Raw genomic sequence first — 26,142 nt, 5'->3', positions numbered from 1 at the left:
GACCGGGTGACCTCCTCCCCGTCCGCCGTCGACGTCGACGCGGTCCTCGCCCTGCTCGACGCCGCCACGGCCACCGACGGCGTCCGGCCGGTGTCCGAGGACGCCGAGCTCCGGCTGCGGCACGGCTCACCTGGCGGCCACGACCTGGTCGTCCACGACGACGGCGCGCTGGCCGGCTACGCGCGGTACGACGACGGCGCCGCGGAGCTCGTGGTGCACCCCGACCACCGGCGCCGCGGCCTCGGCCGCGCCCTGTTGCGGCAGCTCCTCGACCTGGCCGGAGACCGGCCGCTGAACCTGTGGGCGCACGGCGACCTGCCCGGTTCCGCGGCGCTCCTGCGCCCGCACGGGTTCACCCGGGCCCGCGTGCTGCTGCAGATGCGGCTGCCGGACCTCGCCGCCGCCGACCTCGACCAGCGCCCCGCGCTGCCCGACGGCGTGCAGGTCCTCCCCTTCTCGCCCGGGCGCGACGAGGAGGCCTGGGTGCGGGTCAACTCCCGTGCGTTCGCCTGGCACCCGGAGCAGGGGCGGATGACGCGGCAGGACCTGGAGCGGCGGGAGACCGAGCCGTGGTTCGACCCCGACGGGTTCCTCATGGCCTGGCGGGGGGAGCCCGGGGACGACGGCGTCCTGCTGGGCTCGCACTGGACCAAGGTGCACCCCTCGGGGGACGTCGCCGACGAGCCGGTCGGCGAGATCTACGTGCTCGGCATCGACCCCGACGCCCAGGGCATGGCCCTCGGCCGGGCGCTCACCGACCTCGGGCTCGTGCACCTGCGCGAGCGGGGCCTCCGGCAGGTCCTCCTGTACGTGGAGGAGGACAACACCGCGGCCGTGCGGCTCTACGAGAGCCGCGGCTTCCGCCGTTTCGCCGTCGACGTCGCCTGGCACCGGGCCCCCGCCCGGGAGGTCGTCGCACCCTCCTCCGGCGGCTGACCGTCGCGACGATGCAGCCCCGGCGCGTCCTCCTCGCGCTGTCGATCACCCAGATCACCAGCTGGGGCGTCCTCTACTACACCTTCCCCGTGGCACTGGCCGACACCGGCTGCCCCGTCGGCCGCGACAACGGCCTGGCCGCTGCGAGCGCTCGGGGCACCCCGTTCACCAACCGGATGTGATCCGTCGCACGTGCCGTCGGTGATCTCTCGGCCGCCGTTCACCTGCCGTTCACCTGACCACCCGGAGCGCGCCACCTCGGCTCCCTAGCTTTCCTCTCGTCGGTCCCATGCTGCCTGGAAATCGTCCGGGCAAATGTCGAGAGGCACCTGAGTTGAAGCTCAGCACCAAGACGCGCGCCACCACGCTCTCCGTGGCGCTCGCCAGCACCCTCGCGCTCACCGCGTGCGGCGCATCCAACGAGACGGACAACGCCTCCAGCAGCGGCGAGGACGGCGGGCTGAGCGGCACGCTCGTCGGCGCCGGCGCGAGCAGCCAGCAGGCCGCCATGCAGGGCTGGTCGGCCGGGTACAACAGCGTCCAGCCCGACGTGACGGTCAACTACGACCCCGTGGGCTCGGGCGGCGGGCGCGAGCAGTTCCTCGCCGGCGGCACCGACTTCGCCGGCTCCGACGCCGCGCTGGACGAGGAGGAGCTCGCCGAGGCCGAGGAGCGCTGCGGCGCCTCGGGGATCTTCGAGCTCCCGAACTACATCGCGCCGATCGCCGTCGTCTACAACCTCGAGGGCGTCGAGGACCTGAACCTCTCGCCCGAGACGGTCGCCGGGATCTTCAACCAGCAGATCACCACCTGGAACGACCCGGCCATCGCCGCCGACAACCCGGACGCGACCCTGCCGGACCAGGCGATCACCCCGGTGAACCGCTCCGACGAGTCCGGCACCACCGAGAACTTCACCGAGTACCTGGCCGCCGCGGCCGGTGAGGCGTGGCCGCACGAGCCCAGCGGCGACTGGCCGGTGTCCGGTGGCGAGGCCGCCCAGGGCACGTCCGGGGTCGTCAGCGCCGTCGAGGCCGGTGCCGGCTCGATCGGCTACGCCGACCTGAGCCAGGCCGGCGACCTCGGTGTGGCCAACATCGGCGTGGGCGAGGAGTTCGTGGAGCCGACCGCCGAGTCCGCCGCCGCCGTCGTGGAGAACTCCGAGACCCTCGAGGGCCGCGGCGAGTACGACTTCGCCATCGAGCTGGCCCGCGACACCACGGAGTCCGGCAACTACCCGATCGTGCTGATCAGCTACCACGTGGGCTGCATCGAGTACGAGGACCAGGAGACCGCCGACCTGGTCAAGGACTTCATGACCTACGTGGTCAGCGAGGACGGCCAGCAGGCGGCCGCCGAGGCAGCCGGTTCCGCGCCCATCTCCGACGCCCTGCGCGAGCAGGCCCAGTCGGCGATCGACGCCATCACCGCTGCCTGATCAGGCACCATCAGCGACGGCCCGGAGCGTCTGACGACGTCCCGGGCCGTCGCGCCGCCCGTTCCGGGCGAGCACGACTCCACGACGGCACTGACCGAAGCCCAGCAGACGGAGCACCGGTGACAGTCACCAGCCCACCACAGGAGCCGACGGCTCCTCCCCCCGTCCGGCGGCCCGGCGACCGGATCTTCTCCCTCAGCGCCAAGGGCGCCGGGATCCTGATCCTCGTCATCCTCGCCGGGGTGACCCTCTTCCTCCTCGCCGAGTCCTTCCCGGCGCTGACCGCGCCGGCGGAGGAGATCCCGGGCGAGGGAGGGCTGGCCTCCTACGTCTGGCCGCTCATCTTCGGCACACTGCTGTCGGCGGCCATCGCGCTCCTGGTGGCCACCCCGCTGGCCGTCGGCATCGCGCTGTTCATCACCCACTACGCGCCGCGCCGGCTGGCCCAGGTCCTGGGCTACGTGGTCGATCTGCTCGCCGCCATCCCGAGCATCGTCTACGGCTTCTGGGGCATCGCCTGGCTCGCACCGCGACTGGTGCCCTTCTACCGCTGGCTCGAGGAGAACCTCGGGTTCATCCCGCTCTTCGCCGGCCCCGTCTCCCCCACGGGACGGACGATGCTGACGATCGGCCTCGTCCTCGCCGTCATGATCCTGCCGATCGTCAGCGCCATCTCCCGCGAGGTCTTCAGCCAGGTGCCCACGTTGCACACGGAGGCCGCGCTCGCCCTGGGCGCCACCCGCTGGGAGATGATCAAGATGGCGGTGATTCCGTACGGGAAGTCCGGCATCATCGGCGGCGCCATGCTGGGGCTCGGCCGCGCGCTGGGCGAGACCATGGCCGTGGCGATCATCCTCTCCGGCTCCGCCGCCGGGATCACCTTCGCGCTGATCTCGAGTGCGAACCCGCAGACCATCGCGGCCAACATCGCACTGCAGTTCCCCGAGTCCACCGGGATCGACGTGAACACGCTCATCGCCAGCGGGCTGGTGCTCTTCGTCATCACGCTGCTGGTGAACATGCTCGCCCGGTGGATCGTCAACCGCCGGGCCGACTTCTCCGGAGCCAACTGATGAGCACGTCGACCGCGCAGGGGCCCGCCACCGACGTCGCGCCGGCACCCGAGCAGCGCCCGGGCGGGCGGCTGCCCCGCTGGGCGCCCTGGGCCGCCTTCGTCGCGGCACTGGCCGTGGCGTACCTGGTCGGCCTGGCCACCAGCACCAACGTCGTCCTGCTGGTGATCTACACCGTCGTCATCGGGACCGCAGGTCTGTACGTCGCGTCACGGATCGTCGAGGGCCCGCGGCGGGCCGTCGACCGGCTGGTCACCTGCCTGGTCTCGAGCGCCTTCGGCATCGCCATGGTCCCGCTGGTGTCCCTGGCCTACGAGGTCATCCGCCGGGGCGTGCTGCGCTTCGACGGCGAGTTCTTCGGCGCCTCCCTCGTCGGCGTCATCGGCGAGGGAGGTGGGGCCTACCACGCCATCATGGGCACGCTGATCATCACGCTGCTCACCACGCTGATCTCCGTGCCGATCGGGCTGCTCACGGCGATCTACCTCGTCGAGTACGGCTCCGGCCGGCTCAAGCGGGCGATCACCTTCTTCGTCGACGTGATGACCGGCATCCCCTCGATCGTCGCCGGCCTCTTCGCCTACGCCCTGTTCGTCATCTTCTTCGGGGCCGGCATCCGGCTCGGCATCATGGGCGCCGTCGCCCTCTCGGTGCTGATGATCCCGGTGGTCGTCCGCTCGGCCGAAGAGGTCCTCAAGCTGGTCCCCAACGAGCTGCGCGAGGCCGCGTACGCCCTGGGCGTGCCCAAGTGGCGCACCATCGTGAAGGTGGTGCTCCCGACGGCCATCGCCGGCCTGGGCACCGGCGTCACGCTGGCCATCGCGCGGGTCATCGGCGAGACCGCACCGCTGCTGGTGACGGTCGGCATCACCAACGGGACGAACCTCAACCCGTTCGAGGGCCGCATGGCCACGCTGCCCGTCTACGCCTTCTACCAGCTCACCCAGCCGGGCGTGCCGCCGGAGAACGCCATCGACCGGGCCTGGACGGCGGCGCTCATCCTCATCATGCTGGTCATGGGCCTCAACGTGGTCGCCCGCCTGATCAGCCGCTTCTTCGCTCCCAAGACCAGTCGCTGAACCAGCTCCAGCCAGGAAGGGACCACCCCGTGGCCAAGCGCATCGACGTATCCGACCTCGACATCTACTACGGCAAGTTCCTCGCCGTCCAGGGCGTGAACGTCTCCATCGAGCCGCGCAGCATCACCGCGCTCATCGGGCCCTCCGGCTGCGGCAAGTCGACGTTCCTCCGGTCGATCAACCGCATGCACGAGGTCATCCCGGGCGCCCGGGTGGAGGGCAAGGTCGTCATGGACGGCCAGGACCTCTACGCCCCGGACACCGACCCGGTGACCGTCCGCCGGCAGATCGGGATGGTGTTCCAGCGGCCGAACCCGTTCCCGACGATGTCGATCTACGACAACGTCGCCGCCGGCATGCGGCTCAACGCCAAGAAGATGAGCAAAGCGGCCACCGACGAGCTGGTCGAGCGCTCGCTGCGGGGCGCCAACCTCTGGGAGGAGGTCAAGGACCGCCTCGACCGGCCGGGCTCGGGGCTGTCCGGCGGACAGCAGCAGCGGCTCTGCATCGCCCGGGCCATCGCCGTCGAGCCCGACGTCCTGCTCATGGACGAACCCTGCTCCGCGCTCGACCCGATCTCCACGCTGGCCATCGAGGACCTGATGACCGAGCTCAAGGAGCGGTTCACCATCGTCATCGTCACGCACAACATGCAGCAGGCCGCCCGGGTGAGCCAGCAGACCGGCTTCTTCAACCTCAACGGCGTCGGCCAGCCGGGCCGGCTGATCGAGTTCAACCCGACCGAGAAGATCTTCAGCAACCCGGACGAGAAGGCCACCGAGGACTACATCTCGGGCCGCTTCGGCTGAGGCTCCCCGATCTCAGCGGGATCGGGGGTGTGGAAGGGCGGCTCGCCTGTAGCGGGCCGCCCTTCGTCGTCCTCGTCGCCGGCCGGCACGTCGGGTTCCTCCTCCTCGACCCCGAACCCCGGTGCCGTCTCCGGGGCACCCTGACCCGGGTCCGCGGCTGGGATTCCCTCGTCGGACGGATCGGCGCTGAAGGGCGGCGGCATCATCGACATGCGCGGAGGCCTACCCCCGGCCGGGTCGTCCAGACGCCGGGCGGGTGAACGGGGTGTGACCACTCAGCAGCTGACGGGCGTGGCCGGCTCCGGTTCGGCTGCGGCGGGCTCGGGCACGTCCGCCGCCACGGCCTCGGGCGCCGGGGCGAGGGTCACCGGGACGACCGTGGAGTAGCCGGGCCCGATGACCAGCTGCACGGTGTTCCCGATGTCGTCGCTGGGCTCCAGCACCGCGCCGGGCACCGCTGCCGCGACCGTGCGCGCCTGCTCGGCGGCGTCCGCTCCGTGGCGGACGACGGTCCCGGTCACCGCACCCGGCTCGTTCCCGACCGCACCCACCACGAAGCCCTGGCCCCGCATGAGGTCCGCGACGGTCGCCGCGAGCCCCGTCGTCCCGGTGCCGTTGAGCACGTCGACCGTCACCGCAGACGGCGGGACGGTCGGTCCGCTGTCCACAGCGGGTTCGGGCGCCTGCGGCACGTCAGCGGCCGGGGGCTCCTCGGCCGGCGCGCTCTCCTCCGGGACGAGGAGGAACTCCTCGGGGACCTGGGTGCCCTCGATGACCGCGTCGAACAGCGCACGGGTACCCGCGCCATCGAGGATCACGTAGGCCTGGTCCGTGCCGGCCGGCACGTAGCCGACCTGGGCCACCGGCAGACCGGCGCGCTGCACCGCGTTCCCGGAGAGGTCGCCGAGGCTGGCCGCCAGCCCCCGGAGATCGCCGAGGGTGGTCTGCTCGTCGACGGTGAGGGACTCGGCGGCGCGGTTGAGGAAGCGGTTCAGGGTGAGCGGGTCGAGCAGCGTGCCCGTCGACATCGCCGCCCGGAGCGTCGACGTCAGCAACCGCTGGGCCCGCTCGGCGACCGCGGTGCCCGCCACGTCCGCGCCGCCGTCCCCGGGCTGCAGGTACCCGGCCGCCGCGCTCCCCGAGATCTCGGAGTAGCCGGCCGGCAGGGGGGTCGCCGCGGCGGCGGTCGCCTGCGAGGGGGTGACGCAGACCGGGACGCTGCCCAGGGCGTCGACCATCCCCGGGAGCCCGGCCAGGTCGACGCCGAGGTAGTGGTCGACCCGCAGGCCGGACAGCTGCTGGACGGCCCGGAGCATGCAGCCGGGGCCACCCTCCAGCAGGGAGGCGGCGAAGGCCTCCGTGGTCGGGTTCCGCAGCGAGCCGTCCGGCGTGCGGCAGGCCGGGGTGTCCACCAGCGCCGTCGGCGGGAAGCTGACCAGGACCGCCCGGTCCCCGTCGGCCGAGACGGACGCCAGGAGCGTCGCGACGGACGCCGTGCCCGTCTGGCCCGGCACCCCGGTGCCGACGACCAGGTAGGTCTCGTCGCCGGCCTGCAGCATCGGCGCGAGGATCTCCGGCCCGTCGACGGCGAGGGCGTCGACCCGGTCGATCTTCTGGTCGATGTAGAAGTACAGCCCCAGGTGGTAGAGCAGCACCACGCCCACGACCACGCCGAGCGCGCCCAGCACGCGGGTCAGCCGCCGCCGGCCGGGGCCCACCGGGGGACGTGGCGGGGGACGACGTCGACGGTCCACCGGCGGGGGCGGGACCGTGCCGGGGAGCGGCGGGATGGGGCCGCTGCGTCGCGAGGGGCGGGCGTCCGGCTCCCAGCCGGCCGGTGGAGCGGCAGCCGGGGGCACCGGCGGCAGAGCGGCCCGCTGCACGGGGTGCCCGGCGTCCGGAACGGGGGGCAGACCCGCCTGCCGCGCCGCGGCGTTCCCACCGGGCACCGGCGGCAGGCCGGCACGGACGACCGGAGGCGGCTCGTCCGGGGCCCGCAGCGGGGGGTCCTCGACCCGGCGGGCGGCCCGGCGACGGCCGACCGCGTTGCCCTGGCCGACCGCGCTGCCCTGGCGGGCCAGCAGCTGCTCGACGGTCACCGCCTGCGCGCCGCTGCGGTCGCCGTCGTGGCCCCGCCGCGAGCGTCCCGAGCCGCCGCGGGGGCCGCCGGAGTCCCCGGCGTCCCGCGTCGGCTGTTCCCCCACCGGTGTCGACACCTTCTCGTCGTCGTCCCTGCCCGTTGCCGGCCCCCGTCGCGGCCTGCTCCCGACGATACGGGTGGTGCGGGCCGGCAGCGGGCCGGACGCGCGGCCGGGGCACCCCCGGTGGAGCGAGGAGGCACCCGATCGAATAGTGCGCCACCGGTTCGCTGCGTAGCGTGTGGCCGGTGAAACTGCCCTCGGTGCCGGGCCCGTCCGATCTGCTGAACGCCGTGGGAGGTGTGCGCGACGGGTTCTCCGACGCGCTCGACCTCGTGCCGCGGGTCGGTGCCGCGGTGGGGCAGATGGAAGAGCTGCTGCGCCGGGTGTCCGGGGTCCTCGACCGGGTCGACACGATCGTCGACCGCGCCGACGCGGCGATCAGCGGCATCGAGCGGACCCGGGCGACCGCGGACGAGGCCATCGCCGGCGTCGCGGCGACCCGGGCCAAGGCCGACGCGGCCATCGCCGGCGTCGCGGAGACCAGGGCGACCGCGGACGAGGCCATCGCCGGCGTCGCGGCGACCCGGGCCAAGGCCGACGCCGCCATCGCCGGCGTCGCCGACACCCGCGCCTCGGCCGACGCGGCCATCGCCGGCGTCGAGCGGACCCGGCTGGCCGCGGACGAGGCCATCGCCGGCGTGGGAGCGACCCGGGCGAAGGCGGACGAGGCCATCGCCGCGGTGGGCGGCACCGCCGCCCGCGCCGATTCGCTCGTCGGCCGCGCCGAGGACATGGTCGGCCGGGTCGAGCCGATGCTGGCCGACTACGAGCCGGCGCTGACCGCCCTGGCGCCGTCGATGAGGCGCCTGGCGGCCTCGTTCGACCCTGGGGAGGTCGATGCGCTCATCACCCTCATCGACCGGCTCCCCCAGCTGGTCGTCCACCTGGACGAGGACATCCTGCCCGTCCTGGAGACGCTGGGGTCGGTCGGCACCGACGTGCACGACCTGGTCGACACCGTGCAGGACATGCGCCAGATCGTGAAGGGCTTCCCCGGCTCCCGGCTCTTCCGCCGCCGGGGCGCCGAGGAGATCGCCGACGACGAGGCGCGGGAGAGCGCCGGCGCCTGACCCGGCGCCCTCCCCGTCAGGCCCCGTCCCGAGGCTCGCCCCGAGCTTGCGAGGGGTGAGGAGGACGGGGTCCTTTCACTCCGTCGGGTAGCCCAGGGCGCGCACCACGTCACCGACCCGCTCGTAGGTCTCCCCCGACGGCAGCTTCGCCAGCTCGGCGGCGACAGCGTCCGGGGCCCGGTGATCGCGCGCGGCCTCGACCAGCTCCGGGCCGGTGGCCGGATAATCGGCGCGGTCCAGCCAGCGCGCCAGCTCGGCGCGGACCTCCACCGCGTCGGCATCCATGCCGACCGGGGTTCCGCCGACCAGCGTCCCCGCCGGGTCGGCGTCCACGTCGGGATCGCCCTCGGCGACCGGCTCGACCTCGCGCCACTCCTCGGCGCGGGTGGCACGCTCCCCCTTCAGCATGCCCTGGATCTCGTGCTCCATCTCCTCGTCGACCCGGGGGCTGTGCTTGGTGCTCCGCTGGGAGGCGAACTCCCCGCTGGACTCGGTCACGGTGTCTCCTTCGATGTCGGGCGCGGCCGGGCCGCGTGGTTCAGTCCTCGTGCAGGGCGGCGGGCTTGTGCACCGCCGTCCGGCCGCTCTTGTCGCTGCGCACCTCGTACTGCGGGTCGTCCTCGCTCGCGCGGACGGTGCGTCCCGACGCCTCGGTGTCCTCGGTGATCTCGCGCTCGACGGTGCCCTCCGTCGTGCTGCCGTGGCTCTGCCAGGTGACGTGGTCACCCGCCGAGAGGTCCTTGGCCATGGCTGTCCCCCTGTCGTGCGGCTGGTGCCCTGCCCGTGCCCGGCGCCGTCGCTCCACACACATCACCCGTTCGGGAGCCGACCTCACCCCTAGGGGCCATGGCAGGACCGATTCCGTCACGTAGCGTCGATCGCGACGGACACCCCGGGGGAGTCCACGCAGGTAGGGAACGAGTTCCGGCTACCCAGCGTGATCCTCGGATCCGTCCTCGATCGCCGGCCCGGTCGACTCCATTCCCCCGGAGTCGGCCGGGTCGGCCCGTTTAGGGTGGGTTCCCGTGACGACCGGACCTGCCGACGACGGACTCCGCGCCGCCGACGTCCTCACCGTCGTCTCGGTGACCGACGTGACGCCGTCGGTGCGCCGGGTGGCGCTCTCCGGCCCGCCGGAGGTCGTCGCCGCGGCCGGGCCGACCGTCAACCTGCTGGTCCCGCGCGTGGACGACGCGGCCCCACGCTGGCCGCGGATCCAGCGGGACGGGCGGATCGTCTGGCCGGAGGGCAGCCACGGAGTGGCGTTGCGCAGCTACACCGCCCGTCACCAGGACCCGGCCACGGGCATCCTGGAGATCGACTTCGTGCTGCACGGGGACGGCCCCGCAGCGACCTGGGCGGCGGGCGCGCGCCCGGGCGCGCTGCTCGCCGTCGCGGGCTCCGCCTCGCTGGCCGAGCGCCCCGCCCGGTGGCTGCTGCTGGCCGGGGACGAGACCGCGCTGCCGGCGATCAGCCGCCTGCTCGCGGCGGCTGCGCCCGAGACGACCGGCGTCGCCTTCCTCGAGGTGGCCGGTCCCGAGGAGGAGCAGCAGCTCAGCGGTCCGGCCGGCATCGCGGTGCACTGGCTGCACCGGGGCACACTCCCGCCGGGCGGGAGCACGCTGCTGGTCGAGGCCGTGGCGGCGCTGGACCGCCCGGAGGGCGACGACGTCTTCGCATGGGTCGGCGCGGAGTCCGCGACGGTCCGCGCGATCCGTGCCGACCTGCGGGGCCGGTGGGGGCTGGGGCGGGCGCAGCACCACGCGATCGGCTACTGGCGGCGTGGCCGCGCGATGGGCGGCTGACGACCGTCCAGGCAGTTCACAGGTAGCGTCCAGATCGAGCGCAGCCGAGGGCGCGACCCTCGGGGCATGACGACGGCACCCGCTCGCGCTACCGGAGGAATCGTGGCCGGCACTTCGCAGTCCCGCACCCCGGAGGCGCGGCTCCTCGTCGTCGACGACGAGCCCAACATCCGGGAGCTCCTGTCGGCCAGCCTGCGGTACGCCGGGTTCGAGGTGGCCACCGCCGCCGACGGCCAGCAGGCCCTCGTGCTGGCCGACTCGTTCCGCCCCGACCTGCTGGTGCTCGACGTGATGATGCCCGGCCTGGACGGCTTCGGCGTGGTCCGCCGGCTGCGCCAGAACGGCCGGCACACCCCCGTCCTCTTCCTCACTGCCCGGGACGCCGCCGAGGACAAGGTCTCCGGCCTGACGCTGGGCGGCGACGACTACGTCACCAAGCCGTTCAGCCTCGACGAGGTGATCGCCCGCATCCGGGCGGTGCTGCGCCGAACGGCCGGCCCCCAGCAGGTGGCGGCGGAGGCCCCGCGGCTCACGTTCGCCGACATCGAGCTGGACGAGGAGAGCCACGAGGTCATCAAGGCGGGCACGGTGATCAGCCTGTCCCCCACCGAGTTCAAGCTGCTCCGCTACCTGATGGCCAACGCCGGCCGGGTGCTGTCGAAGGCGCAGATCCTCGACCACGTGTGGAACTACGACTTCAACGGCGAGGCCAACGTCGTGGAGTCCTACATCTCCTACCTGCGCCGCAAGATCGACACCACCGAGCCGCGCCTGCTGCACACCATCCGGGGGGTCGGGTACACGCTGCGGCTGCCGCGGGGGGCGTGAGCGGACAGGTGCGTGAGCATCGCAGCGAGGAGCGGAGCGCACCGGAGGAGCGAACCGGTGATGTCATGACGGCACCCGTATCGCCGAGTGTCGCCGGCCCGCGGTTCCCGCTGCGGGTCACCCTCGTCGCGCTGATGCTCGTCCTGCTCAGCGCCGCCCTGCTCGTCACCGGCTTCGCCACCGCCTCCCTGCTGCGCGACTACCTGCAGCAGCAGCAGGACGAGGAGCTCCGCGCGACGGTCACGTACAACCAGCGGGCCGAGACGCTCGGCGCCTGCCGGCAGCCCGGCTACTCCCAGGCGAGCTCGTTCTACTTCGCGTGCCTGGCGCCGGACAGCGACGAGCCGGTGGTGATCGCGCAGCCACAGGGCCCCGGTGGCCGCGAGTTGCCGAGTCTGAGCAGCAACGTGGTCGAGCGGCTCCGCGAGGGCGGCGCCCCGCTCACGGTGCGGTCCGACGGCAGGAAGTGGCGCATGGCCTCGGGTGAGCTGCCCGACGGGTACACGCTCGTGGTCGGCGCGGACCTCCGCGGCGACGAGCGGACAGTCGCCCGGCTCATCCGCATCGAGCTGGTCGTCGGCCTGGCCCTGCTCGCGGTGCTCGGTGCTGCGGGCTACGGGCTCGTGCGCAACAGCCTCCGGCCGCTCGCGGAGGTGGAGCGGACGGCACGGTCCATCGCGGCCGGCGACCTCTCCCAGCGGGTCCCCGTCGGGGACGACCGCACCGAGGTCGGGCGGCTCTCCCTGGCGCTGAACGGGATGCTCGCGCGGATCGAGAGCGCCTTCCGCGCCCAGCAGGCCTCCGAGGAAGCGGCACGGGGCTCCGAGCACCGGATGCGCCGCTTCGTCGCCGACGCCAGCCACGAGCTGCGCACCCCGCTGACCTCCATCCGGGGTTTCGCCGAGCTGTACCGCCAGGGCGCCATCCGCAGCGACGAGGAGGTCGCGCGCCTGATGGAGCGGATCGAGGCCGAGGGCGCGCGGATGGGTGTGCTGGTGGAGGACCTGCTGCTGCTCGCACGCCTGGACCAGCAGCGTCCGCTCAGCTTCGCCCCCGTCGACCTGGCCGAGATCGCCGGCGACGCCGTCCACGACGCGAAGGCCGTCCAGCCCGACCGGCCGATCAGCCTGCACCTGGACGAGTCGCTCACCGACGTCCCGGTGGTGATCGGTGACGAGGGCCGGCTCCGCCAGGTCGTCGGCAACCTGGTGACCAACGCGCTCAGGCACACCCCGCCCGGCGCACGCGTGACGGTCTCGGTGGCCGAGGCGCCGGACGACGGCGACGTGCTGGTCCTGCGGGTCTCCGACGAGGGGCCGGGCATGGATCCCGCCGACGCGGCCCGGGCCTTCGAGCGCTTCTACCGCGCCGACGCCTCGCGGACCCGCGGCGCGGAGGGCACCACCGAGGCCGGCGGCACGGGACTGGGGCTGGCCATCGTCTCCTCGCTGGTCGCCGCGCACGGCGGGTCGGTCGACCTGGACACCGCCCTCGGCCGGGGCGCCACGTTCAGCGTCCGGCTGCCCCGCTCGGGACCGGCCGACGTCCCCCGGCGCGGGGGTGCCGCGGGCCCCGGCTAGCGGCCCTGCCACGATCCGGAGGTGACTTCGAACGACAGCGGGACGATCCCCGACGCCGAGCCGCTCGCCGCCGCAGCCGACCTGGGGACCGCGTTGCGCGAGCTCATCGAGGTCTCGGTGACCACCACGGTCGCCGCCGCCGAGGTGCGCGGCGCCGCCGAGCTGGTCCGGCAGGCCACCGAGCGGCTCGCCGTCGCCCGCCGTTCACCGGCCCAGCTCCCGGCGCTGGACGACCTGACGAGGGGCCGGCGCGTGTTCAACCCGGTCACCGGAGTCGGCAGCGCGCTCGCCCCACCGCTCGTCGTCCACCGGGACGGGGACGGCGTCGTCGCGCAGGTGACCCTCGGGGTCGCGTACGAGGGACCGCCCAGCTTCGTGCACGGCGGCATGAGCGCGCTGCTGATGGACCAGCTGCTCGGTTCCGCGGCGGCCGCCGCGGGCCTGTGGGGCATGACCGCCCACCTGGAGCTGGACTACCGCGGCCCGCTGCCGCTGGAGACGGCGCTGTCGCTGCGTGCCGGCGTGGCGGAGAGCTCGGGCCGCAAGTCGGTCATCACCGGCACCATCGCGCTGGCCGACGACCCGGACCGGGTCCTCGTCGAGGCCCGCGGGGTGTTCGTGATGCCGCGTCCGGAGAAGGTCGACGCCTACTTCGGTTCGATCACCGATGCGACCGGCCGGCACACCCCGCCGAGCCGGCCCAGCGACGCCACCGCCGTCGACGAACGGAGCTGACCGCGGCCGGAGCCGGCCGGCGGGGTCCTGGCGGCGGCGGCCGGCTGCCGATAGCGGACACTGGTCGGGAATCCGCACCGTGCCGATGGAGTTGGTGGGTGCGGTACGTCGTCCTGATGCCGACCTCTCGGAGCCCGTCCGCATGACCACCCCCGACTACCGGCTCAGCCAGCTCGAGACGCTGGAAGCCGAGTCCATCCACGTTCTCCGTGAGGTGGTCGCGGAGCTGGAACGGCCGGTGCTGCTGTTCTCCGGCGGCAAGGACTCCATCGTGATGCTGGAGCTGGCCCGGAAGGCGTTCGCCCCGGCCCGCATCCCGTTCCCGGTCATGCACGTGGACACCGGCCTGAACTTCCCCGAGGTGCTGGAGTTCCGCGACAAGCGGGTGGCCGAGCTGGGCGTGCAGCTCGTCGTCGCCTCGGTGCCCGACGCCATCGCCGCGGGCACGGTGAAGGAGGAGCCGAACGGCTCCCGCAACCGCATCCAGACCCCGGTGCTGCTCGACGCGGTCGAGGAGCACGGCTTCACCGCCCTGTTCGGCGGCGCCCGCCGGGACGAGGACAAGGCCCGCGCCAAGGAGCGGGTGTTCTCCTTCCGCGACGAGTTCGGCCAGTGGGACCCGAAGAACCAGCGGCCCGAGCTCTGGGACCTCTACAACGGCCGGATCCACCTGGGTGAGTCGATCCGCGTCTTCCCGCTGTCGAACTGGACCGAGCTCGACATCTGGCAGTACATCCTGCGGGAGGACATCGCCATCCCCGCGCTGTACCTCGCGCAGCAGCGGGAGGTCGTCGAGCGCCAGGGGATGCTCTACGCGGTCAACGAGTTCATCACGCCGCGGCACGGCGAGCAGGTGCGCCGGGAGACCGTCCGCTACCGCACCGTCGGCGACGCGAACCTCACCGCGGCCGTGCTGTCCGAGGCGACCACCGTCGAGGAGGTCATCGCCGAGATCGCGGTGACCCGCATGACCGAGCGCGGCGCCACCCGCGGCGACGACAAGGTGAGCGACGCCGCCATGGAGGACCGGAAGAAGGAGGGCTACTTCTGATGAGCAGCGGGCCCACCGACAGCCCCGTCGACGTCCACTCCCCCGTCGCCGAGCACGCCGTCGAGATCGCGACCGCGCGCAAGGACATCCTGCGGATCGCCACCGCGGGGTCCGTCGACGACGGCAAGAGCACGCTGATCGGCCGGCTGCTCTACGACAGCAAGGCGATCTTCGAGGACCAGTACGAGGCGGTCGAGCGCGCCAGCAAGGGCGACTACGTCGACCTGGCCCTGCTCACCGACGGCCTGCGCGCCGAGCGCGAGCAGGGCATCACCATCGACGTCGCCTACCGGTACTTCAGCACCCCCCGGCGCACGTTCATCCTCGCCGACACCCCCGGGCACGTGCAGTACACCCGCAACATGGTCACCGGCGCCTCGACCGCCGACCTGGCGATCGTGCTGGTCGACGCGCGCCGGGGGATGCTCGAGCAGAGCCGCCGGCATGCCTTCCTCGCCTCGCTGCTGCGGGTGCCGCACCTGGTGGTCGCGGTCAACAAGATGGACCTCGTCGGCTGGTCCGAGGACGTCTACGAGTCGATCCGGGACGAGTTCAGCGCGTTCGCCACGAAGCTGAACGTGCCCGACCTGACCGTCATCCCCATCTCCGCCCTGCACGGCGACAACGTGGTCAGCCACTCGGCGAACACCCCCTGGTACGAGGGGACGACGCTGCTGCACCACCTCGAGCACGTGCACGTGGCGAGCGACCGCAACCTGGTGGACCCGCGGTTCCCCGTGCAGTACGTGATCCGGCCCCAGTCCGACGCCCACCACGACTACCGCGGCTACGCCGGCACGGTGGCCAGCGGCGTGCTGCGGCCGGGCGACGAGGTGCAGGTGCTGCCCAGCGGGCTGACCACCCGGATCTCGGCCATCGAGGGCCCCCGCGGACCGGTCGACGAGGCGTTCGCGCCCATGGCGGTCACGGTCCGGCTCACCGATGACGTCGACGTCTCCCGCGGGGACCTGATCTGCCGCCCGGCGAACGCGCCGCAGCCGACCCAGGACGTCGACGCGCTCGTCTGCTGGATGGCCGACGAGCCGCTGCGCCCCCGGCAGCGGATCGCGGTCAAGCACACCACCCGCACCGTGCGGGCCGTGGTGAAGGAGCTGGCCTACCGGCTGGACGTGAACACCCTGCACCGCGACCCCGACGCCGGCGAGCTCGGCCTCAACGACATCGGCCGGGTGCGCCTGCGGGCCACCCAGCCGCTGTTCGTCGACGACTACACCCGCAACCGTGTGACCGGCCGGTTCATCCTCATCGACGAGGCCACGAACGCCACCGTCGGTGCGGGCATGCTCACCCCCGCCGGCTGATGCAGGAGCCCGCTGCCCCCCAGGCCTCGCACACTCGGCCCGGGCCCCTGCAGCGGGGCCGCACCCGTTTCGCGACCGCCCTGCTCGTGGCGGCGATCGTCGCCGTCGCGCTCAACCAGCGGCCGGCCGTCGTCGCGGTGGCGCCGATCCTGCGCGACCTGCGGGCCGACACCGGGCTGTCCTCCGCGCTGGCCGGCCTCCTGACCACGCTGCCGGTGCTGTGCTTCGGCGCGTTCGCGCCGGTCGCGCCGCGGCTGGCCCGGCGGATCGGGCTGGAGACGGCGGTCGGGCTGTCGCTCGGGCTGCTGGCGGCCGGCATCGCGCTGCGGCTGCTGCCGCCGGTCGCGCTGCTGTTCGCCGGCAGCCTGGTCGCCGGGGCCGCGATCGCCCTGGCGAACGTGCTGCTGCCGGCGTACGTGAAGCGGGAGTTCCGCCGGCCCGGCGCCGTGATGGGCCTCTACTCGGCGTCGCTGAACATCGGCGCCGCCGCGGGCGCCGCCCTGACCATCCCGCTCGCCGGAGCCCTGGGGGTGGACTGGCGGTGGGCGCTCGGGACGTGGCTGCTGCTCGCCCTGGCCGCCCTGGCCCTGTGGCTGCCGGTGGCCGGCACCGGTCGCGACCGGCGCACGAACGCACCGCTCGCGGAGGGCGAGGGCTCGTGGTCGCTGCTCCGCCAGCCCCTCGCCCGCCAGGTCACGGCCTACATCGGCCTGCAGAGCGTCCAGTTCTACTCCGTGGCCGCCTGGCTGCCCACCTTGCTCGCCGACGCCGGCGTCCCGGTGAGCGAGGGCGGGCTGCTGCTGGGGCTGGCCAACGTCGTCGGGGCGGTCGGCGCGCTGGTGGCCCCCGCGCAGGCCGGTCGGATGCGCACGCAGCGGCCGCTGATCCTCGCGGTGGCGGTGGCGTACCTCGTGGGGCTGGGCGGGCTGCTGGCCGACCCCGCCGGAGCCACCCTGGTCTGGGTCGCCGCGTTCGGCCTGGCCCAGGGCGGCGGCTTCGCCCTCGCGCTCACCCTCATCGTGCTGCGCAGCCCGACGCCCCTGGTCGCCGCGCGGCTGGGCGGCGTCGCGCAGTGCCTGGGCTACCTGCTGGCGGCGCTCGGCCCGCTCGTGCTCGGCGCGCTGCACGACGGCACCCGCGGCTGGTCCTGGCCGCTGGCGGTGCTGCTCGTCGCGCTGGTCCCCATGACGTGGGCCGGGTGGGGCGCCGCGCGGGCCACCGTCCTCGACGTCGTCCCCGCCGACGGCGTCACCGCAGCTGCACCGGAAGGTGCTCGAACCCCCGCAGCGTCTGCAGATCGCGCCGGACCGGCCGGCCGCTGACCCGCAGCGCCGGGAAGCGCTCGCTGAGGGCACGCAGGCCGATCACCCCCTCCAGCCGGGCGAGTCCGGCGCCCACGCAGTAGTGGATGCCGGCGGAGAAGGCCAGGTGGTCGCGGGCGTTGGGGCGGCCGACGTCGAACCGGGTGGGCTCGTCGAACACGTCCGGATCGCGGTTGGCGGCGCCGAGCAGCACGGTCACCCGGGTGCCCGGCGACACCTGCCGGCCGGCCACGGAGACGGTGCCCGTCGCCGTGCGGCCGGTGATCTGGACCGGGCTGTCGTGGCGGAGGATCTCCTCCACAGCGCCGTCCCAGCCCGAGGGCGCCGCGCGCAGGGCCTCCCACTGCTCGCGGTGGCCGTCCAGCAGCACCACACCGTTGCCGAGCAGGTTCATGGTGGTCTCGAACCCGGCGCCCAGCAGCAGCATCACCGTGGCGTGCAGCTCGCGCTCGGTGAGCGCCTCGTCCTCCGGGAGGCTCACCAGCCGGCTGACCAGGTCCTCCCCCGGGTCGCGGCGCAGCCGCGCCATGTGCTCCCGCAGGAAGGCGTGCATCGCCCGCAGCGCCCGCTCGGCGGCCACGTACCGGCGGAAGGGCAGCCCCGGGTCGAGCGTGGCCGCCGCGGCCGCGCCCCAGCGGAGGAAGTCCGCCCGGCGCTCGGCGGGCACGGCCAGCAGGTCGGCGATGACCAGCACCGGCAGCTGGGCGGCGTAGGTCTCCACCAGGTCGACGACGCCGCTGCGCAGCTCGAGCGCGTCGAGCAGGGAGTCGGCGGTGCGCTGCACCACCGGCTCGAAGGCCGCGACGGCCCGGGGAGTGAAGGCCCGGCTCACCAGCCGGCGGAACCGGGTGTGGTCGGGCGGGTCCACCACCAGCATGGACGGCGGCTCGGCCACCCCCGTGGCGTCCAGCTCGTCCCCGAAGGCCAGCGCCCAGCGGATCGGGCGGGGCGCCTGCGACCGGTCCCAGCCGACGCCGAACCGGTCGGAACGCAGGATCTCCGAGGCCACGGCGTGGGAGGGGGTGACCAGCCCGATGCTGCCGGGCGAGAGCGGGCCGCGCGCCCGGAGCTCCTCGTACAGCGGGTAGGGCTCGTCGCGGACCGCGCCGTCGCGCAGCAACCGGCCGACCGGATCCCCGTGGCGCGCGCCGCGGTCGAGGTAGACGGCCGGGAGCCCGTGCCGCACGGCCCAGCGGACGACGGTCCGCGCGGGACGCAGGGCACGGGTCGCGACGCCGGTCGACGCCGGCACGGTGGAGGTGCTCACCTGCGGGAGTCTGTCAGCGCCGAGCCGCCCGGTCGGTGCCGCGTCGCACCGGCGGGACGGCTGCCGGGGCTACTCAGGCCTGGTCGGGCGGGGCCGGGGCCTCGCCCGGGTCCCCGTTCCAGTCCTTCCCGGCGGTGTCGGCGTGCTCCGATGCGCTGTCGGTCTGACCGGCGACGGTGTCGACCATCTCCTCGTCGGAGACGCCCTCCCCAGCGGTGTGCACGTCTCCGGTGGGCTCGCTCATCACGGGCGTTTCCTCTCTCTCGCGAACATGCCGTCCCCGCAGCCGGTCCCCGATCACCGCGGACGGCAAACCACCGGGACCCGCCCCTGACCGCTGCGAGGTGGGCTGGGCGGGGTGCACGTCCGCCGGCTCAGCGCTGCGGCGGCCGCAGCTCGAACCAGACCCGCTTGCCGCCGCGGTGGTCCTCGACGCCCCAGCGGTCGGCGATCGCCTCGATCAGCTGCATCCCCCGCCCCCGGGCCCTGTCCGGTGACGCCTCTCGGACGACGGGGCGCACCGGCGAGCCGTCGATGACCGCGATGCGCAGCCAGTCCTGGGACACCGCGAGCTCCAGGGTCAGAGGGCCGGAGTCCCCGACGTGGTCGACGACGTTGGCGACGAGCTCGGTGACCAGCAGCGCGGCGTCCTCCCGGTCGTGCGGCACCTGCCACGAGCGGAGCAGCTCGAGGACCAGATGCCGCGAGACCGTCACGCTCGGCGGAATGGCGGGGAGGTCGATGCAGGCGGTGCGGCTGGACACGTCGGGGATCCGTTCTGCTGTCGCGACCGGGCAGCGCTACGGGGCCACTCCGTTGCACACAACCAATCACACAGGGTCGTCAGGCGCAAGGGCCATTGCGTGTCATGGCGGTTGCATGCAACACCTGTTCACTTTGGTAGTGTGCAACCGACATGACCGCCGATCCCCCCGCCGACGTGGCCGAGCGCGCCCTCCAGGACCTCGTCACCGAACTCGACCGCTGCGTGGACGAGCTCGTCCGTGCCCGCGCCCGCGCCGACAAGCTGCTGGCCGAGCGCCGTGCGGGCCGGGCCTGGCTGGACATCGTGGACGGCGAGCCGCGCCCCCTGGTCGTCGAGCGGATCTCGACGGTGCTGGCCTCGCTCTCCGCGGCCGGCCACCGCTGGCGGCGGGAGCAGGCGGCCGCCCTGCAGTCCGAGCAGGTGAGCATCAACCGGATCGCCGCCATGTTCGGCGTCACCCGCCAGCGGATCTCCGCACTGCTCAGGGAGCGATGAGCGCGTCGATCGCCTTGTAGATGCGCTGCTCGGAGATCGGCCGCGGGGTACCGACGGCCTGGGCGAACAGCCCCACGCGCAGCTCCTCGATCATCCAGCGGATCCGCACGACGGGGTCGTCCGGGGCGTTCCCGCCCGGTAGGCGCGCACGCAACGCCTCGTACTCCTCGGTGACGGCGGCGACCTGGCGCATCGCGAGCTCGTCGCGCACGGCGTTGGCCGGCAGCTTCTCCAGCCGGTGGGCCATCGCGCGCAGGTAGCGGGCCAGGTCGGGCAGCCGCCGCCGGCCCGCGGCCGCGACGAACCCGCGGTGCAGCAGACCCGTCATCTGCCGGCGCAGGTCGGCCACGGCGGCCTCGGGGACCCGCCGGGCCGGCGCCCCACCGATGGCAACCGCGACCTCCCGCGCGCGGGTCAGCACGTCCTCGACCTTCTGCACCGCGTCGACGGTCAGCCGGTGCAGCTCCGCCTTCGCCGTCGCCACGAGTGCGGTGAACGCCACCTCGTCCCGGGGCGGGCCGCCGGCCGCGGCGATCAGCTCGTCGGCCGCCGCGTCGACGCAGTCGGCCACGAGGTCCGCGATCTCGCCGTCGGGGTTGAACTGCAGCGCCAGTCGTGTGCGCGGCGACAGCGTCTTCACGACCTGCTTCGCCGGCGAGCCCGCCACCAGCACCAGGAGGCGGCGGGCGCCGCGGCGCATCAGCCGCTCGGCCTCGGCCTCGGTCGGCACCACGCGGATGCCGGCGGTCGCCCCCTCGTCGACCAGCGCGGGGTAGGCGGTCACGACGTGGACGCCGCGATGCACCTCCACGGTCCGCGGCAGCGCGCCGAAGGTCCACCCGGTCAGCCCGCTGCGCTCCAGGTCCGTGGCGGCCCGCGCGAGGCTGGCGCGGGCCCTCGGCGCGACCTGGGCCCGCAACTCCTGCAGGTCCTTGCCGGTCGCCAGGGGACGCTGCTGGTCGTCGAGCACCCGGAAGGTCGCCCGCAGGTGGCCGGGAACCTGCTCGGGCGCCCACGCGTCCGGCGGGATCGTCACCGCCGTCGCCCGGCGCAGCTCGCGCTCCAGGGCCGGCAGTAGCGGCTCCCCCGGGTCGATGCGCGGCAGCACCTCGCGCACCCGGTCCGGGATCGGCACCAGCCCGCGGCGCAGCTGCTTGGGCAGCGTCCGCAGCAGCGACGTCACCAGTTCCTCGCGGAGCCCGGGCACGGTGAACGCCAGTGACTCCCCGGAGGTCCGCTCGGCGACGCCGTCGAGGACGGCGAGGGGGACGTCGACGGTGACGCCGTCCTCGGCCGTCCCGGGGGCGAAGGCGTAGGAGAGCGGCAGCGTGAGGCCCTGGGTCAGCCGGACCTCGTCGGGGTAGTCCTCGACCCGGACCTGCCCGGCAGCGGCCGCATGGCTGAGCATCTCCGGGGTGAAGGTCAGCAGGTCCGGCTGTTCGTGGCGGGCTCGCTTCCACCAGCGGTCGAAGTGCCGGGTCGAGACGACGTCGGCCGGGATGCGGGCGTCGTAGAGCTCGAACACCGTCTCGTCGTCGACACCGATGTCGCGCCGTCGGGCCCGTTCCTCGAGCGCGGCGACCTGCTCCATGGCCCGCTGGTTGTCGGCCCAGAAGCGGTGGTGCGTCGTCCACTGCCCCTCGACCAGGGCGTGCCGGATGAACAGCTCCCGGGAGACGACCGGGTCGATCGAGCCGTACTGGACCCGCCGGCCGACCACCAGGGGCAACCCGTAGAGCGTGACCCGCTCGGTGGCGACGACGGACCCGCGCTTGGCGTCCCACCGCGGCTCGCTGTACTGGCGTTTCACCAGGTGGGCGGCGAGCCGCTCCACCTCCTCCGGGTCGATGCGCGCCACGGTGCGCGCGAACAGCCGGCTGGTCTCGACCAGCTCGGCCGCCACCACCCAGCGCGGGGGCTTCTTCGCCAGCGGGGTCCCGGGTGCGATCACGAACCTGGTGTTGCGGGTGCCGAGGTACTCCCGGCCGGGCCGGCCGGGCTTGCCGTCGCGCCCCTTGACCGGCTCCAGCTGCATGCCGACGTGGGAGAGGAGACCCGCGAGCAGCGCGGCGTGGATGCCCCTCTCGTCGGGCTCGGCGGCCGGCTCCCCCACGGCCATCCCGAGCCGTCGCGCCGTCCCGCGCAGCTGGCCGTGCAGGTCCTGCCACTCGCGGATCCGCAGGTAGTGCAGGAACTCCCGCTTCACCGTGCGCCGGAACTGGTTGCCGCTCAGCACCTCCTGCTGCTCGCCCAGGTAGCGCCACAGGTTCAGCAGGGCGAGGAAGTCGGAGTTCTCGTCGGCGAACCGGCGGTGCAGCTCGTCGGCCGCCTGCTGGTGCTCGCCGGGCCGCTCGCGCGGATCCTGGATGGTGAGCCCGGCGGCGATGACCAGCACCTCGTCCAGCACGCCGCGCTCGTTCGCCTCGACGACCATGCGGGCCATGCGCGGGTCCAGCGGGAGGGCGGCCAGGACGCGGCCGGTCGGCGTCAGCTTCCCCCGCTCGTCGAGGGCGTGCAGCTCCTCGAGCAGGGCCAGGCCGTCGGCGATCGCCCGGCGGTCGGGCGGGTCGACGAACGGGAAGTCCTCCATCGCCCCCAGGTCGAGGGCGGCCATCTGCAGCAGCACCGAGGCCAGGTTGGTGCGCAGGATCTCCGGGTCGGTGAACTGCGGCCGGGCCTCGAAGTCGTCCTCGGAGTAGAGCCGGATCGCGATTCCCGGCCCCAGCCGCCCGCACCGCCCCGACCGCTGCCGGGCCGAGGCCTGGCTGACCGGTTCGATCGGCAGCCGCTGCACCTTGGTCCGATGGCTGTACCGGGAGATGCGCGCCGTGCCCGGGTCGATCACGTACCGGATGCCCGGGACGGTCAGCGAGGTCTCGGCGACGTTGGTCGACAGCACGATCCGCCGCCCGCTGTGCGGGGTGAAGACCTTGTGCTGGTCGGCGGCCGACAGCCGGGAGTAGAGCGGCACGATCTCCGTGAGCGGGAGGGACCGTTCCGCCAGGGCGTCCTGGGTGTCGCGGATCTCCCGCTCCCCGGCGAGGAACACCAGGATGTCGCCGGGCCCCTCCGCCGTGAGCTCGTCGACGGCGTCGAGGATCGCGCTCACCTGGTCGCGGTCCTCGTCCGCCTCCGGATCGTCCGGGTCCACGACCGGGCGGTAGCGCACCTCGACCGGGTACGTACGGCCGCTGACCTCGACGATCGGCGCACCCCGGAAGTGAGCGGCCACCCGTTCGACGTCGATCGTCGCCGAGGTGATGACCAGCTTCAGGTCCGGCCGGCGCGGCAGGATCTGCGCGAGGTAGCCCAGCAGGAAGTCGATGTTGAGGCTCCGCTCGTGGGCCTCGTCGAGGATGATCGTGTCGTACTGGCGCAGCAACCGGTCGCTCTGGATCTCGGCGAGCAGGACGCCGTCGGTCATGAGCTTGACCACGGTGGTGTCCGAGACCTGGTCGGTGAAGCGCATCTTGTAGCCCACGACCTCGCCGAGCGGGCTGTCCAGTTCCTCGGCGATCCGCTCGGCGACGCTGCGCGCGGCGATCCGGCGGGGCTGCGTGTGCCCGATCCGGCCCCGCACGCCGCGGCCGAGCTCGAGCGCGATCTTGGGCAGCTGCGTGGTCTTCCCCGAGCCGGTCTCGCCGGCGACGACGACCACCTGCGCCGCGCGCAGCGCCGCGGCGATGTCCTCCCGGCGGGCGCTGACCGGCAGCTCGTCCGGGTAGGTGACGACGGGGACGGCGGCCCGGCGGCGGTCGATGCGCTCCTCGGCGGAGGCGACGTCGGCCGCGATCCGCTCGCGCTGCCGCGCCCGGGCCTGCGGGTCGCGGGTCTTCCGCAGCCCGTCCAGCCGGCGGCGCAGCCGGTGCTCGTCGAGCAGCGTGAGCGCCGGGAGCCGCTCCCGGAGCGCTGCCTCGTCGGCCGAGACGGTGGGGGCACTCACGGTGGGGCTCGCGTTCCTTCCGGCGGACGGGTGCAGCCGGGAACCCGGCCCGCCCAGGATCCCACTCACTCGTCGGGGTGCGGCGGCGCACCGTCCGCCGACGGATGCGTGTACCTTGCAACTGGTTGCTTGCTCCGCGCAACCACCCCGTCGTCCCCCCGTCCGGAGGTCCCGTGCCCGAGCCCGACCGGCTCGCCGAGGTCCGCGTCCTGTCCGAGCAGCTGCCGCGCTTCATGCGGCTGGTGCACGCGCTCAAGACACAGCAGGCCGGCACCGACCACCGCGACCGCGCCGCCCTCGTGCTGCTCCACCCGCTCGTGCGCCTGGGCCCCCTGCGCCAGGGCGCCCTCGCCGAGCTGGTGCACGCCGATCCGTCGACCGTGAGCCGGCACGTCGCCGCCCTGGTCGACCAGGGCCTGGTCCGCCGGGTGGCGGACGAGACCGACGGCCGGGCCAGCCGGCTGCTGGTCACCGACGCCGGTCACGCCGCGCTCGAGTCGCTCCGGCGCGAGCGGGAGAACCACCTGGACCAGGTCACCGCGGCATGGGACGCCGGGGACCTCGCCACCCTCACCACCCTCTTCGGGCGCCTGCTCGACGACATCACCGCCACCCTCCCCAGCAGCATCGACGCCGCCGCTGCGCCCGACCCCGCGGAAGAGAACCGATGAGCCAGTCCACCCGTACGACCGCGGCCGAGCGCAGGGGCGCCCGTGCGGCGGCCGCGGCACCCGACGCCGACGGCGGTTTCACGCACCGCCAGATCGTCACGATCCTGCTGGGGCTGGTCACCGCCATGTTCCTGGCGGCGCTCGACCAGACCGTCGTCTCCACGGCGATCCGGACGATCGCCGACGACCTGCAGGGCTACGACCTGCAGGCGTGGGCGACGACGGCCTTCCTGATCACCTCGACGATCGCCACTCCCCTCTACGGGAAGCTGTCGGACATCTACGGCCGCCGGCCGTTCTACCTGTTCGCCATCGGCGTCTTCATCCTCGGCTCGCTGGCCTGCGCCTTCGCCACGACCATGTACCAGCTCGCGGCCTTCCGGGCGCTGCAGGGCATCGGGGCAGGCGGGCTGATGTCGCTCGCGCTGGCCATCATCGGGGACATCGTGCCGCCGCGGGAGCGGTCGAAGTACCAGGGCTACTTCATGGCCGTCTTCGGCACGTCGAGCGTCCTGGGCCCGGTCATCGGCGGCTTCCTCGCCGGCCAGGGCTCCCTGCTCGGCTTCGACGGCTGGCGCTGGATCTTCCTCATCAACGTGCCGCTGGGCGCGCTGGCCTTCGCCGTCGTCTACCGGGTGCTGCACCTCCCGCACCAGCGCCGCGACCACCGCATCGACTGGCCGGGGGCGCTGGCCCTGGTCACGTTCCTCGTGCCGCTGCTGATCGTGGCCGAGCAGGGCCGGACCTGGGGCTGGGGCTCCGGCGGCGCGGTCGTCTGCTACGCCATCGGCGCCGTGGGCTTCCTGCTCTTCGTGCTGGCCGAGCGGTCCTACGGCGACGACGCACTGCTCCCCCTGCGGCTGTTCCGCAACCGCAGCTTCGCCGTCGGCGGCGTCGGCAGCATCGTGATGGGTGCCGGCATGTTCGGTGGCATCCTGCTGCTGCCCCAGTACCTGCAGATCGTGCAGGGCTCCAGCGCCACGGTGGCGGGCCTGCAGATGATCCCGCTGGTCGCCGGGATCATGGCCGGTGCGATGGGCTCGGGCATCGCGATCTCGAAGACCGGCAAGTACAAGGTGTTCCCGCTCGTGGGGATCGCCTTCATGGTGGCCGCGCTGCTCGCGATGTCGTTCCTCGTCGAGGCCGACACCTCGATCTGGACGCTGGTGCCGTTCATGGTGCTGCTCGGCCTGGGCCTCGGCTTCAACTTCCAGCCGGTCATCCTCGCCGTCCAGAACGCTGTCTCGCCGCGGGAGATGGGGGTGGCCACCTCGTCGGTCACGTTCTTCCGGCAGATGGGCGGCACGATCGGGGTCGCGGTGTTCCTCTCGATCCTGTTCACCCGGCTGCCCACCGACATCGGCAACGCCGTGCGGACGGCGGCCGGCGAGGATCCCCGCGTCGCCCAGGCGCTGCAGAGCGGGCAGCTGCAGACCGGCGACCTGTCGGACACCTCGTTCATCCAGGAGCTGCCCGACTACCTCGCGCAGCCGTTCAAGGTCGGCTTCTCCGACTCGATCGACCTGGTCTTCCTCATCGCCGCCTGCGTCGTGGCCATCGGGTTCTTCGTCTTCCTGTTCCTCCCGCAGCTGGCGCTGAGCACCAAGAGCGGCATCCAGGCGCGCCAGGAGGAGGCCGGCACCCCACCTCCGGACGACGAGGCGGGCCAGGTCGTCCACGCCGCCGGTACCGCCGCCCCGACCTCGGTCCCGCCCCCGGCCGGCCGCCCGGGCGACACCGCCGGCTGATCG

The 26,142-nt window shown here is 73.6% G+C and carries 24 protein-coding genes; 17 read left to right on the top strand and 7 right to left on the bottom strand.

Translation table 11 applies throughout. The features are described 5' to 3' along the window. Positions 1-6: 6 nt before the first annotated feature. From mshD to pstB, 6 genes are all read left to right on the top strand, one after another. The gene (gene mshD, locus BM142_RS19430) at positions 7-936 is read left to right on the top strand and encodes a mycothiol synthase (RefSeq protein ID WP_092202324.1); all 930 of its coding nucleotides are present in this window, start codon (positions 7-9) and stop codon (positions 934-936) included. Positions 937-947: 11 nt separating this feature from the next. After that, positions 948-1,118 (top strand): hypothetical protein, encoded by a 171-nt coding sequence (locus BM142_RS24720; RefSeq protein ID WP_175527366.1) that lies wholly within the window; start codon positions 948-950, stop codon positions 1,116-1,118. A gap of 152 nt (positions 1,119-1,270) precedes the next feature. Then, positions 1,271-2,374 (top strand): phosphate ABC transporter substrate-binding protein PstS, encoded by a 1,104-nt coding sequence (pstS, locus tag BM142_RS19425; protein WP_254791083.1) that lies wholly within the window; start codon positions 1,271-1,273, stop codon positions 2,372-2,374. Positions 2,375-2,493: 119 nt separating this feature from the next. After that, positions 2,494-3,447 (top strand): phosphate ABC transporter permease subunit PstC, encoded by a 954-nt coding sequence (gene pstC / locus BM142_RS19420; protein WP_092202320.1) that lies wholly within the window; start codon positions 2,494-2,496, stop codon positions 3,445-3,447. Then, positions 3,447-4,526 carry a phosphate ABC transporter permease PstA gene (pstA, locus tag BM142_RS19415; RefSeq protein ID WP_092202318.1) on the top strand — a complete coding sequence of 360 codons (1,080 nt, stop codon included), beginning with the start codon at positions 3,447-3,449 and terminating at the stop codon, positions 4,524-4,526. The genes pstC and pstA overlap by 1 nt, the downstream gene beginning before the upstream one ends. Before the next feature lie 29 nt (positions 4,527-4,555). Continuing rightward, a complete protein-coding gene (pstB, locus tag BM142_RS19410) occupies positions 4,556-5,335 on the top strand; it encodes a phosphate ABC transporter ATP-binding protein PstB (protein ID WP_092202316.1) in 780 nt (259 codons plus the stop codon). 275 nt (positions 5,336-5,610) lie between these two features. On the opposite strand, the gene BM142_RS19400 is transcribed toward pstB, so the two are convergent. Beyond that, positions 5,611-7,539, bottom strand: a complete 1,929-nt coding sequence (locus tag BM142_RS19400; RefSeq protein ID WP_092202312.1) for an LCP family protein — start codon at positions 7,537-7,539, stop codon at positions 5,611-5,613. A gap of 182 nt (positions 7,540-7,721) precedes the next feature. On the opposite strand from BM142_RS19400, the gene BM142_RS19395 reads away from it, so the two are divergent. Continuing rightward, positions 7,722-8,606 (top strand): hypothetical protein, encoded by an 885-nt coding sequence (locus tag BM142_RS19395; protein WP_092202393.1) that lies wholly within the window; start codon positions 7,722-7,724, stop codon positions 8,604-8,606. Between the two features lie 75 nt (positions 8,607-8,681). Here BM142_RS19395 and BM142_RS19390 read toward each other — a convergent pair whose 3' ends face one another. Both BM142_RS19390 and BM142_RS19385 read right to left on the bottom strand, forming a co-directional pair. Then, positions 8,682-9,104: a DUF2795 domain-containing protein gene (locus tag BM142_RS19390; RefSeq protein ID WP_092202310.1), complete on the bottom strand. Its 423-nt coding sequence runs from the start codon at positions 9,102-9,104 to the stop codon at positions 8,682-8,684. Between the two features lie 40 nt (positions 9,105-9,144). Then, positions 9,145-9,354, bottom strand: coding sequence for a hypervirulence associated TUDOR domain-containing protein (locus BM142_RS19385; protein WP_092202308.1), 210 nt, complete (start codon positions 9,352-9,354; stop codon positions 9,145-9,147). A gap of 277 nt (positions 9,355-9,631) precedes the next feature. On the opposite strand from BM142_RS19385, the gene BM142_RS19380 reads away from it, so the two are divergent. The 7 genes from BM142_RS19380 (at position 9,632) to BM142_RS19350 (ending at position 17,249) form a co-directional block, all read left to right on the top strand. Beyond that, positions 9,632-10,411, top strand: coding sequence for a siderophore-interacting protein (locus tag BM142_RS19380; protein ID WP_092202306.1), 780 nt, complete (start codon positions 9,632-9,634; stop codon positions 10,409-10,411). A 102-nt stretch (positions 10,412-10,513) separates the two neighbouring features. Continuing rightward, positions 10,514-11,239, top strand: a complete 726-nt coding sequence (locus BM142_RS19375) for a response regulator transcription factor (RefSeq protein ID WP_092202304.1) — start codon at positions 10,514-10,516, stop codon at positions 11,237-11,239. Positions 11,240-11,304: 65 nt separating this feature from the next. Continuing rightward, positions 11,305-12,819 (top strand): sensor histidine kinase, encoded by a 1,515-nt coding sequence (locus BM142_RS19370; RefSeq protein WP_092202302.1) that lies wholly within the window; start codon positions 11,305-11,307, stop codon positions 12,817-12,819. A 21-nt stretch (positions 12,820-12,840) separates the two neighbouring features. Beyond that, positions 12,841-13,554, top strand: coding sequence for a PaaI family thioesterase (locus BM142_RS19365; RefSeq protein ID WP_092202300.1), 714 nt, complete (start codon positions 12,841-12,843; stop codon positions 13,552-13,554). Between the two features lie 142 nt (positions 13,555-13,696). Beyond that, the gene (cysD, locus tag BM142_RS19360) at positions 13,697-14,605 is read left to right on the top strand and encodes a sulfate adenylyltransferase subunit CysD (RefSeq protein ID WP_092202298.1); all 909 of its coding nucleotides are present in this window, start codon (positions 13,697-13,699) and stop codon (positions 14,603-14,605) included. Further along, the gene (locus BM142_RS19355) at positions 14,605-15,927 is read left to right on the top strand and encodes a sulfate adenylyltransferase subunit 1 (RefSeq protein WP_092202296.1); all 1,323 of its coding nucleotides are present in this window, start codon (positions 14,605-14,607) and stop codon (positions 15,925-15,927) included. Before cysD ends, BM142_RS19355 begins: the two co-directional genes overlap by 1 nt. Continuing rightward, positions 15,927-17,249: a CynX/NimT family MFS transporter gene (locus BM142_RS19350; protein ID WP_092202294.1), complete on the top strand. Its 1,323-nt coding sequence runs from the start codon at positions 15,927-15,929 to the stop codon at positions 17,247-17,249. The genes BM142_RS19355 and BM142_RS19350 overlap by 1 nt, the downstream gene beginning before the upstream one ends. On the opposite strand, the gene BM142_RS19345 is transcribed toward BM142_RS19350, so the two are convergent. From BM142_RS19345 to BM142_RS19340, 3 genes are all read right to left on the bottom strand, one after another. Further along, on the bottom strand, positions 17,176-18,516 hold the full coding sequence (locus BM142_RS19345) for a cytochrome P450 (protein WP_092202292.1): 1,341 nt from the start codon (positions 18,514-18,516) through the stop codon (positions 17,176-17,178). The genes BM142_RS19350 and BM142_RS19345 overlap by 74 nt on opposite strands. A gap of 73 nt (positions 18,517-18,589) precedes the next feature. After that, complete coding sequence (locus tag BM142_RS24715; RefSeq protein WP_175527365.1) at positions 18,590-18,760, bottom strand: hypothetical protein; 171 nt, start codon at positions 18,758-18,760, stop codon at positions 18,590-18,592. 130 nt (positions 18,761-18,890) lie between these two features. Next, entirely contained in the window at positions 18,891-19,280 is a 390-nt protein-coding gene (locus BM142_RS19340) for an ATP-binding protein (protein WP_092202290.1), read from the bottom strand. Positions 19,281-19,432: 152 nt separating this feature from the next. Between BM142_RS19340 and BM142_RS19335 the strand changes: the two genes are divergently transcribed. Further along, positions 19,433-19,777, top strand: coding sequence for a hypothetical protein (locus BM142_RS19335; protein WP_092202288.1), 345 nt, complete (start codon positions 19,433-19,435; stop codon positions 19,775-19,777). On the opposite strand, the gene hrpA is transcribed toward BM142_RS19335, so the two are convergent. Beyond that, complete coding sequence (hrpA, locus tag BM142_RS19330) at positions 19,764-23,720, bottom strand: ATP-dependent RNA helicase HrpA (protein WP_092202286.1); 3,957 nt, start codon at positions 23,718-23,720, stop codon at positions 19,764-19,766. The genes BM142_RS19335 and hrpA overlap by 14 nt on opposite strands. 173 nt (positions 23,721-23,893) lie before the next feature. Here hrpA and BM142_RS19325 point away from each other — a divergent pair, with 173 nt between their 5' ends. Both BM142_RS19325 and BM142_RS19320 read left to right on the top strand, forming a co-directional pair. After that, complete coding sequence (locus BM142_RS19325) at positions 23,894-24,391, top strand: MarR family winged helix-turn-helix transcriptional regulator (RefSeq protein WP_254791082.1); 498 nt, start codon at positions 23,894-23,896, stop codon at positions 24,389-24,391. Further along, positions 24,388-26,139, top strand: coding sequence for an MDR family MFS transporter (locus BM142_RS19320; RefSeq protein WP_092202284.1), 1,752 nt, complete (start codon positions 24,388-24,390; stop codon positions 26,137-26,139). The genes BM142_RS19325 and BM142_RS19320 overlap by 4 nt, the downstream gene beginning before the upstream one ends. Positions 26,140-26,142 lie beyond the last annotated feature (3 nt).

Source organism: Blastococcus tunisiensis (assembly GCF_900112815.1).
Taxonomy (GTDB): Bacteria; Actinomycetota; Actinomycetes; order Mycobacteriales; family Geodermatophilaceae; genus Blastococcus_B; species Blastococcus_B tunisiensis.
The sequence above is the reverse complement of the archived record's forward strand: the minus strand, read 5'-3'. Positions and strand labels throughout refer to the sequence as shown.

What these genes read in the sequence shown, in the direction of transcription:
- BM142_RS24720 (WP_175527366.1), top strand. Translation starts at nt 948, where the DNA reads ATGCAGCCCCGGCGCGTCCTCCTCGCGCTGTCGATCACCCAGATCACC.
- pstA (WP_092202318.1), top strand. Translation starts at nt 3,447, where the DNA reads ATGAGCACGTCGACCGCGCAGGGGCCCGCCACCGACGTCGCGCCGGCA.
- BM142_RS19385 (WP_092202308.1), bottom strand. Translation starts at nt 9,354, where the DNA reads ATGGCCAAGGACCTCTCGGCGGGTGACCACGTCACCTGGCAGAGCCAC.
- BM142_RS19370 (WP_092202302.1), top strand. Translation starts at nt 11,305, where the DNA reads ATGACGGCACCCGTATCGCCGAGTGTCGCCGGCCCGCGGTTCCCGCTG.
- cysD (WP_092202298.1), top strand. Translation starts at nt 13,697, where the DNA reads ATGACCACCCCCGACTACCGGCTCAGCCAGCTCGAGACGCTGGAAGCC.
- BM142_RS19355 (WP_092202296.1), top strand. Translation starts at nt 14,605, where the DNA reads ATGAGCAGCGGGCCCACCGACAGCCCCGTCGACGTCCACTCCCCCGTC.
- BM142_RS19350 (WP_092202294.1), top strand. Translation starts at nt 15,927, where the DNA reads ATGCAGGAGCCCGCTGCCCCCCAGGCCTCGCACACTCGGCCCGGGCCC.
- BM142_RS24715 (WP_175527365.1), bottom strand. Translation starts at nt 18,760, where the DNA reads ATGAGCGAGCCCACCGGAGACGTGCACACCGCTGGGGAGGGCGTCTCC.
- BM142_RS19335 (WP_092202288.1), top strand. Translation starts at nt 19,433, where the DNA reads ATGACCGCCGATCCCCCCGCCGACGTGGCCGAGCGCGCCCTCCAGGAC.
- BM142_RS19320 (WP_092202284.1), top strand. Translation starts at nt 24,388, where the DNA reads ATGAGCCAGTCCACCCGTACGACCGCGGCCGAGCGCAGGGGCGCCCGT.